The sequence below is a fragment of the Vibrio sp. 1727 genome (assembly GCF_033344415.1).
Taxonomy (GTDB): domain Bacteria; phylum Pseudomonadota; class Gammaproteobacteria; order Enterobacterales; family Vibrionaceae; genus Vibrio; species Vibrio alginolyticus.
The window spans coordinates 1-581 of sequence record NZ_JAWPOT010000481.1 but is presented as its reverse complement, the minus strand read 5'-3'; the positions used below and the strand labels follow the sequence as shown (position 1 = coordinate 581).

Annotated in this window: 1 protein-coding gene; it reads left to right on the top strand. The window is 47.3% G+C overall.

Features of this window, described 5'->3' with window-relative positions; genetic code table 11:
* Positions 1 to 581: aminotransferase class I/II-fold pyridoxal phosphate-dependent enzyme (locus R8O10_RS26475; protein ID WP_318192132.1), on the top strand; the 581-nt coding region annotated here is incomplete at both ends.

The following is a 581-nucleotide window of genomic DNA, read 5'->3' as shown; positions in this document are numbered from 1 at the left end:
CAACTATGGTTTCCCTGCTTTTGGTGAAGTCCCTGAATACGATTACACGCGTTCAGGTAACCCAAACCGTGGTTTGCTAGAGAGTGCGTTATCAGAGTTAGAGTCTGGCAAAGGCGCAGTGGTGACTAACTGCGGTACTTCCGCACTTAACTTGTGGGTATCGGCTTTTCTTGGGCCAGATGATCTGATTGTTGCACCGCATGATTGCTACGGTGGCACATACCGTTTGTTCAATACACGAGCTAACAAAGGCGACTTCAAAGTGCAGTTCGTTGATCAATCGGATGAGCAAGCTCTAGAGGCTGCACTAGCGAAAAAGCCAAAGCTTATTTTGTTAGAAACTCCATCGAACCCTTTGGTTCGTGTGGTTGATATTGCAGCGGTATGCGAAAAAGCCAAACAAGTGGGCGCTTGGGTTGCGGTAGACAATACCTTTTTGACACCGGTGTACCAAAAGCCTTTGGATCTCGGTGCTGATTTTGTTATCCACTCAACTACAAAATACATTAACGGTCACTCGGACGTGATTGGTGGTGTGGTGATCACCAAAACAGAAGCGCACGCAGAAGAGCTTGCATGGT